Below are 8,000 nucleotides of genomic sequence, written 5' to 3' on the forward strand. Positions count from 1 at the left end.
CCCCGCCGTCCCGGCGCAGGCCCCGCCCTCGCTGCGCGCACTGCAACGCAGCGTGGGCAACGCGACGGTGGCCCGCATGCTCTCGCGGCGCGACGAGGAGGCCGACGCCCCCTCCCTCCAGCGGCGGTCCAGCGTCCACGACGTGCTGCGTTCCGCCGGACGGCCGCTGGAGCCCGGTGTCCGCGCCGAGATGGAGGGCCGGTTCGGCGGTGCCGACTTCGGCGACGTACGGGTGCACAAGGACCCGGCGGCGCAGCGCTCGGCGGCGGAGATCGGCGCCCGCGCGTACACCTCCGGGCGGCACATCGTCATCGGTGAGAACGGCGCGGACAAGCACACGCTGGCCCACGAGCTGACCCATGTCGTCCAGCAGCGATCGGGCACGGTCGCCGGGACGGACACCGGCCAGGGCCTGCGCCTCAGCGACCCCTCCGACCGGTTCGAACGGGAGGCGGAGGCCAACGCCCACCGGGTCATGGCCGGTGGCGGCCACAGCCACACACCGCCGGCCGGCCCGACCCCCGAGGGCGGACGGGCGCCCGTCCAGCGCTACGTCGAGATCTCACCTGGTGATGACAACTACCCCTCCAAGCACCGCCGTTCGTCCATCGGCTCCAACAAGAGCGCCGAGAGCGACGACCACTTCTTCCCCAGCCAGCAGGAGGCGAGCGGTAGTTACTTCTCGGACGCGCAGACGCGTACGGCCAACATCAGCTTCAACGGAAGCGCCCCGCTGCGCCTCTCGGACAGCTTGGACCTCGCGATCGAGCAGGGGCCCGGCGAGTCGAAGGTCTTCTTCGCCACCGAGGCCCACATCCGCGCCGCGAACGAGGCGCTCGCCGGCCGGGTACGGCTGCGCCAGGGTTCCCGCTTCCTGAAGGTGACGGGCGAGTCCGGTGAGCTGCGGCTCTACCAGGTCAAGCCGGTGGTGGAGACAAAGCGGACCGGCGCGGCGGGGGCGCTGGGCATGACGAAGAAGGCGACCGGCCTGTCCGTCCTCACCCCGCAACGCTGCAACGAGATGGCGGAGTTCGTCACCGGCAAGAAGGGCCTCTCCTCGCAGGGCATCGGCGCCTGGGAGAACTTCCTGGCCAGGGTCCTCGACCTCGTCGACGGCAGCGGCAGCACGCACCTGGACGGGGTCAAGGAGGCGTTCCAGAAGGGCGTCGCCGGGGACAAGGACGCGTATCTGTCCTACTCCCAGTCGATGAGCCGCACCTTCCAGGACCTGAAGGCGGCGAACTCGCCGGAACTCGACGCCGCCCTGCGCACACTGGGCCTCAACGAGTTCCTGCCGCCCCCGCCACCCGGTTCCGCGCTGGTGACGGTCGGCTACGGCGACGCGGCCCAGGAGGAGTCCCGCGACCGCGACAACACCTTCGAGTACCACTTCGGAGCCACCGTGGCGACCAGCGGCAACGACTACGTCACCATGGAGAACTACGCCCGCCGCGACCCCGGCGTGGGCAACGCCACCGCCTCCAGCGGCGACCCGTTGTTCTACTTCAAGATGTACGGCACCCGCCCCGACACCGGCGACACCTGGCACAGCACCCAACTCGCCACCGGCGGCTTCATCGGCGCGATCCTCTCGATCACCCTGGAGGGCTGAGCCCGGCACCGCCCGGACAACAGAAAACCCCAGGCCGTCCGACCTGGGGTTTCTCCAATATGCGCCGCCACCACCGCCAGCGCCGCCTCCAGCTTCCCGAACCGTTCGTCGCCGAGCTTGGGCAGGCCCGCCGGCCCCTTCGAGATACGAGGCCAGTTGAGCGCGTCCGAACTGTCAGATGAGATAACGAAGGCCCGGCCTCTCATGGTGGGGCATCACCGCGTCGGTAGCAGTCCGTCGACGGGGGCGGTGCTCAACTGCTCGACGCCGCGAGGAAATCGCGTGTTCTCGACAGGGCGACATCGGCGGCACGGAACCGCAGCGACGATCCGTCGGAGGAGGCGGACAGCTGGACCGTGCCGTCGGGCGCTCTTTCGACGTGGACGTCCTTCTGTGCCGGGGCGCCCCAGCCCCGCACGCGCACATCCCGTACGTCATTGAAGCGGAGAAAGAACTCGAAGCCCTCGGTGCCGTGCACGCGGGAGAATCCGAGGGTGGCGGAACGGCCTCGTTCGTCGAAGTGGACGTAGAAGAGGTCGCTGTTGCTCAGGACGTCGTGCGCGCACAGTTCCGGGAGTTCCGGGCTGCTTTCAGCAGCACCCTCAGAGGCTTTCATAGAAGGTCTTCTCACTCGGGTCGGGAACTGTGGTGTGGAGCCTGGCGTCAAGTCTGCTGAGGAATTGGTGAGCCCCGCTGTCAGCGGATTCCGGACCGGCCCGGAATCCGCTGATGTGGCCGACGAGCACATCGGTACTGCCGGTGAAGCGGAGGAATTCGGGCTCATCGTCGCGCGACACCGCGACGCGCATCCGGTGCCTGCTCTCGCTGAGCACCGCCAGTTCGACAGCCACGAGCGGTCCGGGCTCCCAGGCGTCCATTTCCAGATCCTCCACGGCGAGGAACTGCAACTGCCCCTGCACCGTGTCGACGCCCGCGGCTGCCCATCCCTCCGGCAGCGGCAAGGGCGGAGCGGGCAGGTCCAGCCGCAGCGTCACGGTGGGGCCGTGCCAGTCGAGGTGCACGGACCGGAGTCTGACGGAGCTCAGATCCAGGCGGGCCGGGCCGTACAGCGGGGCGAGAACCGCGCTGTTTCGGGGGGAGAGCTCAGCGGTCATTGAGGACCTGGCCGTCCCGGGTGTCCGCCAAATTCCCACTGGGTGTTCGTACACCTCTTCGCGAGCCTCGAAACGGTCACGAATTATTCCAGAACGGTTCGCCTACCCGAACTCTGATCTGCCTCTTTTGTTCGTCGTGGAACGCCACTTCGGCCGAGACGCTTGCTCCGACCTCAGGCAGGTCGAGCACCGGTGGATCGGGGTTGTACGAGGCAATGTCCAGGAATCCGATCACTTCGGGAGAGCCGTCCAGCTCGATGAACACTCCGAACGGTCGTCGCATGCGGACCACCCCGTGGGTCTTACTGCCGACCGGATGCCGGAGCTTCGCATCTTCCCATTCGTCCTCCATGGCTACCTGTGCCTCACTCTGGGGTAGTGGTTCAGATCCTCCACGGAAGTGTTCGGGATCTCGATCTCGGTCAGGGGCCCGCCCTCGTAAGGGCGCTCATACTGCCCGAAGCGAAGATCATACTCTTCCCGCGGAATCTTGATCTCTATGACACCTTCACCATAATGCTGGGCATATTTATCTGCGAGTTCACGCTCCTTGGCGAAATATGCCTTTCCATCCATGTAGGGGTCATGGGGTCCACCCGGGAAGTCTTCGGCCCGATATCCCAGGGATTCTTGAATGTCACCTTGCCCCCGCTGGGGGGCCTTGTAGATCGACTGATAGTCGGGTGCGAGGCCGAGCGAGTCGGACCATGTGGTCGGATTGACCACGTAGGTGACGGGGTTGAGTGCAGGGGCCAGGCCCAATGGATCGGGGGTCGTATAACGCCCGCTCTCCGGGCCGTAGTGGCGGAAGTAGTTGTAGTGGAGGCCGGTTTCGGGGTCGTAGTACTGGCCTGGGAAGCGGAGTGGGGTGTAGGTGGTGGCCGTGGTGTTCCAGGTAGTGCTGCCCCAGATCGTGGTGCGGGTGTGCCAGGCGATCTCGCCGTCCTCTGCCACGAGTTCGCGTGGAGTGCCGACAAGGTCGGTGACGATCGCGAAGAAGCGGGAGTCGATCTCCGTCTGGGGGGCGTCGGCGGCGGTGATGCGTTCGGTCTGGGCGATCGGTTGCAGGCCGCAGTGGTCCCAGGTGAGGGTGACCGGGTTCGGGACATCGGGTGCCGAGGTGGTCTGTTCGCAGAGGGTGGTGCCGTCCCAGGTGAAGATGACCTGTTCCGTCACCGTCGTGCCGTCTGCCGACAGACGTTGTTTTGAGGTACGGCGGCCGAGGGCGTCGTAGGTGTAGCGCCACACGGTGCCGTCGGGGGTGGTGACCTGGGCGAGGCGGTCTTCCGCGTCCCAGGCGTAGCGCCAGGTGTCGGGCTTGTGGGAGAGGCGGGTCTTCTGGCGGAGGGTGACGCGGCCGAGGGCGTCGTGTTCGTAGCGGACGTGGCCTGCGCGGGTGATGCGAGTGCCGGTGTAGGCGCGGTCGCCGGTGGCTTCGTGGCCGGGGTGGGTGGCCGGCCAGGAGGCTGCTGTCTGGTTGCCTGCCGCGTCGTAGGCGTACGACTCGGACCAGTTCGTGGCGTGGACGGCGGTGACGCGGCCTGCCGGGTCGAGGGTGAAGGTGCGGGGACCGTCGAGGTGTTCGTCGAGGGCGGTGAGGTTGCCGTCGGCTCGGTAGCTGTAGGCCCGGCGTTGGAGGATCTCGCCGTCCGTGGTCGCTGTCTGGGTGGCCAGGCGGCCCATCGGATCGTAGGTATTGGTGAGGGCGAGGAAGTCGCCTACCTCGCGCGTGAGTTCGCGGCCCGCGTCGTCGTAGGCGATGTCGACGGGGCGGCCGGAGACGACCAGGTCCGTGCGGCGGCCCGCGGCGTCGTACGACCAGGTGGTGCGCGCGCCGGTGGGGGTGGTGCGGCCGGTGCGGCGGCCCAGTTCGTCGTGGTCGTACCTGAGGGTGCGGCCGTCGACCGTCTCCGTGCGGACGCGGCCGTACTGGTCGCGGAGGACGGTCAGGCGGGTGCCGTCGGGGCCGACCGCTTCGGCGAGCTGGTCCGAAAGGTCGTACGCGAAGGTGCTCACGCGGCCTGCCGCGTCCTTGCGGAGGGTGCGGCCCAGCGCGTCGCGCTCGTACGTCGTCGTCTCGTCGAGTGCGTTCGTCCGGGAGACGAGATGGCCCGCGGGGTCGAAGACGTACGCGAGGGTGCGGCCGTCGAAGTCGGTCTCGGACCTGAGGTGTCCGGCCGGGTCGTAGGCGTAGTCCCAGGTGAGGCCCTGCGGGTTGGTGACGCGGGTGAGGCGGAGTTCGGTGTCGTGGGTGAACTCGTGCCGGACGCCGTCGGGGGTGGTGCGGGCGGCGAGGAGGTCGAAGTGGGTGTACTCGAAGCGGGTGGTGCCGCCGACGGGGTCGGTGTGCGTGGTGCAGTTGCCTTCGCCGTCATAGGTCCAGGTCTCGCTGCTGCCGTCGGGTGCGGTGCGGCGGGCGAGTCGGCCCTCGACGGTCCATTCGAGGCGGGTGGTGAGGCCGGTGGGGTCGGTCATGGCGACCGGGCGGCCGAACGCGTCGCGTGCGTAGCGGGTGACGGCGCCGAGCGGGTCGGTGATCTCGACCGGGAGGCCCGCGCGGTCGCATCGGACCGTGGTCACCTGGCCGAGCGGATCGGTGACCGAGGTGAGGCGGCCCGCCGCGTCGTGGGTGAAGTGCGTCGTGTGGCCGGTGGGGGTGGTGCTGCTGAGGCGGTTGCCGCGGTCGTCGTAGGTGTGGCGCGTGGTGTTGCCGTCCGTGCCGCGGATACGGGTGAGGCGGTCGAAGTCGCCGTACTCCGCCGTCACTTCGCGGCCGTCGGCGCGGGTCACGGAGACGACGTTGCCCGTGTCGTCGTACCCGCACGCGGTGGTGTGCCCCAGCGGATCGGTACGTGTCAGCACCCGTCCGAACCGGTCCCGAGTGAACCGGGTGACATGCCCCAGCGGGTCCGTCTCGGCAATCACCTGGTTCGCGGCGTCGATCAGATAGCCGCGGGTATGGCCCTCGCCCGTCGTCGCCGTCGTGACGCGGTGGCCGGTCGCCGGGTCCCGTTCGCCGTACGTGAGGCGGAGCGTCATGTGGCCCGCTTCGCCGCCCTCGGCGAAGCACCGGTCTTGGTCGTCGTACGCGTAGGTGTACGAGCGGTCGTTGGTGTCGGTCCAGGAGGTGACGCGACCGCGGTCGTCGTACGTGAACGTCAGCGGCAGGCCCGAGGAGTTGACGACCCGGGTCAGGTCGCCGTTCTCGGAATAGGCGTAGCGCTTGATCTCCTGGTCGGTGCCGTCGGGGGCGGCTCCGGCCAGGGACAGGGTGGTGACGCGGTCGGCCTCGACGGTGAGGGTGAGGCGGTGGCCACCGGAGGAGGTGACGGCGAGGGGGGTGCCTTCGGGGGTGTGCTCGAAGGTGATCCAGTTGCCGTTGCGGTCGTCGATCTGCGCCAGGAGGGACCGGTCGGCGCCCTGGTCGGTGAAGTGCCAGGTGCGGCCCGTGTGCGGGTCCGTGACCGTGTAGCCCTCGTCGACGCGGTCCAGCGGCCAGCGGCGGCTGCCGACGGTCGGGAGGGTCGGGACGCCGGGCGCGGGGTGCGGGTAAGTGAGGAGCAGGCCGTCCTCGGTGACGAAGATGACGCCCTCGGCGTCGATCTCCAGGCGCTGGTCGAGGGTCGAGGTCCAGGAAGGGCCGAACCAGTGGCCGAGCCGCGAGCCCGATTCCAGGCGGCGGGTGAAGACCAGCGGGAGCGTGCCGGGCAGCGTGACGTCGGTCTGCGGCAGGTACATCGTGCCGGTGACCAGGTCGACCGGGTCGCTGGGGTCGTTTTCGACCTTCTCGCGCGGGTGCTCCGGGTGCGGCTCCTTCGTGGCCGCCTTGCGCGCGACGTTCTCGCCCTCGCGGATCGCCGCCCGCTCGGTGCTCCGCACCCCCAGCCGGACCCCGCTGCGGGCGAGACCGGCGCCCTTCGTCCCGATCAGCTCGGGGATGAGGCGGCCGACGAACTCGGAGGGGTCCTTCTTGAAGCCGTCGACGGCAGCGGTGACGACGCGTTCCGGGTGGGCGGCGGTGGAGACGAGGCCGGAGAGCGTCATGGAGACGTTCTGCGCGTAGGCGGCGGGGTGGGTGAGGTTGTAGGGGTCGGTGGGGTTGAGGCCGCGGGCGAAGTTCACCAGGCCCGCGGTGCCCTTGAGCGCACCGCCGACCACGTGGGTGAGTTCGGTGTCGTACGCCTGGTAGCCGTCGACGATGTCGTTGCCGAGGCGGTCGAGCGGCGGGGGTTCGGCCGGGGCGTGGGCGAGGGCCGCCTTCACCTTGCCCTGGGCGTCGGCGGCGGCGGTGTTGCGCTGCTTGCGGGCCTCGGCGAGCAGGTCGTACGCCTTCTTGATGTCGGCCTTGCCGGGGTCGTGGAACGGCTCGGGCCGGGGGCCGGGGTCCTCGTCAGCCTTGATCTTCGCGTTGTAGGCGTCGACCTTCTTGTTGTACGCGTCGGCCGCATCGGCCGAGGACTTCTTGCCCTTCTTGTAGAGCTCGACGGCCTCCTTGGCCTTGCCCTGCGCCCAGGTGACCGTGTCGGCGTAGGCGTCGAGGGCGCCGCTCGCCTTCTCGCAGGCGTCGGCGGCGTGGGCCCACTTCGTGGGGTGCACGCCGAACTTCTCGCGGAACGCGTCGCCGCCCTCGCCGACCCAGCCGGAGGAGTCGACCTTGCGCATGCCGGAGCTGACGTGGTCGAACGCGGTGTGGAAGTCCTTGAGGTGCTTCGCCGCCTCGTGGATCTTGTCCGGGCTGCCGTGGACGAGCTCGTCGGCTTCCTCGGTCTGGTCGAGCTGCTGCTCACCGGGGGTGGCGCCGAGGTCGGAGGCGACGTCGTCTCCCCAGTCCTCGACGGCGTCGGCGGCGCCGTGCGCGCCGACGTGATCGAGGCCGTCACCGATCTTGTCCGTGGTCCAGTCGACGCCCTCGCCGACGAGTTTCTTCCCGGCGTCGACGCCGTCCTCGAGCTTGCCCAGACCGGCGTTGGCCTTGTCCTTGAGGTCGTCCAGGAGTCCCACGGCTACTCGCCCCTGCCGTACGACGCCGACGGCACCGGGCCGCTCATCACCGCGTGGTCGTCGAGGCGTGACCTCGGTATGTTCCGCGACTGGTCCGCCGCACCCCCGTGCTCAGTCATGCGAGACATCATGGCCGCACTGCTCCGTGAACTGCAACGCGCCTACGCCACAGCCAAGTTCACGAGAACCAGACCCGGGCACGCCGTCACCGACAGGTCACCCGAAACAACAAACCCCAGGTCACGGTTTAGGTGACCTGGGGTTTGGTTGTT

At 69.1% G+C, this 8,000-nt stretch carries 5 protein-coding genes; 1 reads left to right on the top strand and 4 read right to left on the bottom strand.

The window, feature by feature from the left end:
- Positions 1–1,612, top strand: a 1,612-nt coding sequence (locus CCN33_RS14605; RefSeq protein ID WP_107483942.1) for an eCIS core domain-containing protein, incomplete at its 5' end; no start/stop codon positions are given.
- A 253-nt stretch (positions 1,613–1,865) separates the two neighbouring features.
- Here the strand turns inward: CCN33_RS14605 and CCN33_RS14610 are convergent.
- From CCN33_RS14610 to CCN33_RS14625, 4 genes are all read right to left on the bottom strand, one after another.
- Positions 1,866–2,228, bottom strand: coding sequence for a hypothetical protein (locus CCN33_RS14610; RefSeq protein WP_086694064.1), 363 nt, complete (start codon positions 2,226–2,228; stop codon positions 1,866–1,868).
- Entirely contained in the window at positions 2,215–2,727 is a 513-nt protein-coding gene (locus CCN33_RS14615; protein ID WP_086694065.1) for an Imm50 family immunity protein, read from the bottom strand. The genes CCN33_RS14610 and CCN33_RS14615 overlap by 14 nt, the downstream gene beginning before the upstream one ends.
- A 76-nt stretch (positions 2,728–2,803) precedes the next feature.
- A complete protein-coding gene (locus CCN33_RS14620) occupies positions 2,804–3,079 on the bottom strand; it encodes a hypothetical protein (RefSeq protein ID WP_086694066.1) in 276 nt (91 codons plus the stop codon).
- Between the two features lie 2 nt (positions 3,080–3,081).
- Positions 3,082–7,728: a putative T7SS-secreted protein gene (locus CCN33_RS14625; RefSeq protein ID WP_244173812.1), complete on the bottom strand. Its 4,647-nt coding sequence runs from the start codon at positions 7,726–7,728 to the stop codon at positions 3,082–3,084.
- Positions 7,729–8,000 lie beyond the last annotated feature (272 nt).

Origin of the sequence: Streptomyces recifensis (assembly GCF_002154615.1) — a bacterium.
Lineage (GTDB): Bacteria > Actinomycetota > Actinomycetes > Streptomycetales > Streptomycetaceae > Streptomyces > Streptomyces griseoluteus.

Bases quoted from the DNA above. Each gene is read 5' to 3' on its own strand.
- CCN33_RS14610 (WP_086694064.1), bottom strand. From the start codon at position 2,228: ATGAAAGCCTCTGAGGGTGCTGCTGAAAGCAGCCCGGAACTCCCGGAA.
- CCN33_RS14615 (WP_086694065.1), bottom strand. From the start codon at position 2,727: ATGACCGCTGAGCTCTCCCCCCGAAACAGCGCGGTTCTCGCCCCGCTG.
- CCN33_RS14620 (WP_086694066.1), bottom strand. From the start codon at position 3,079: ATGGAGGACGAATGGGAAGATGCGAAGCTCCGGCATCCGGTCGGCAGT.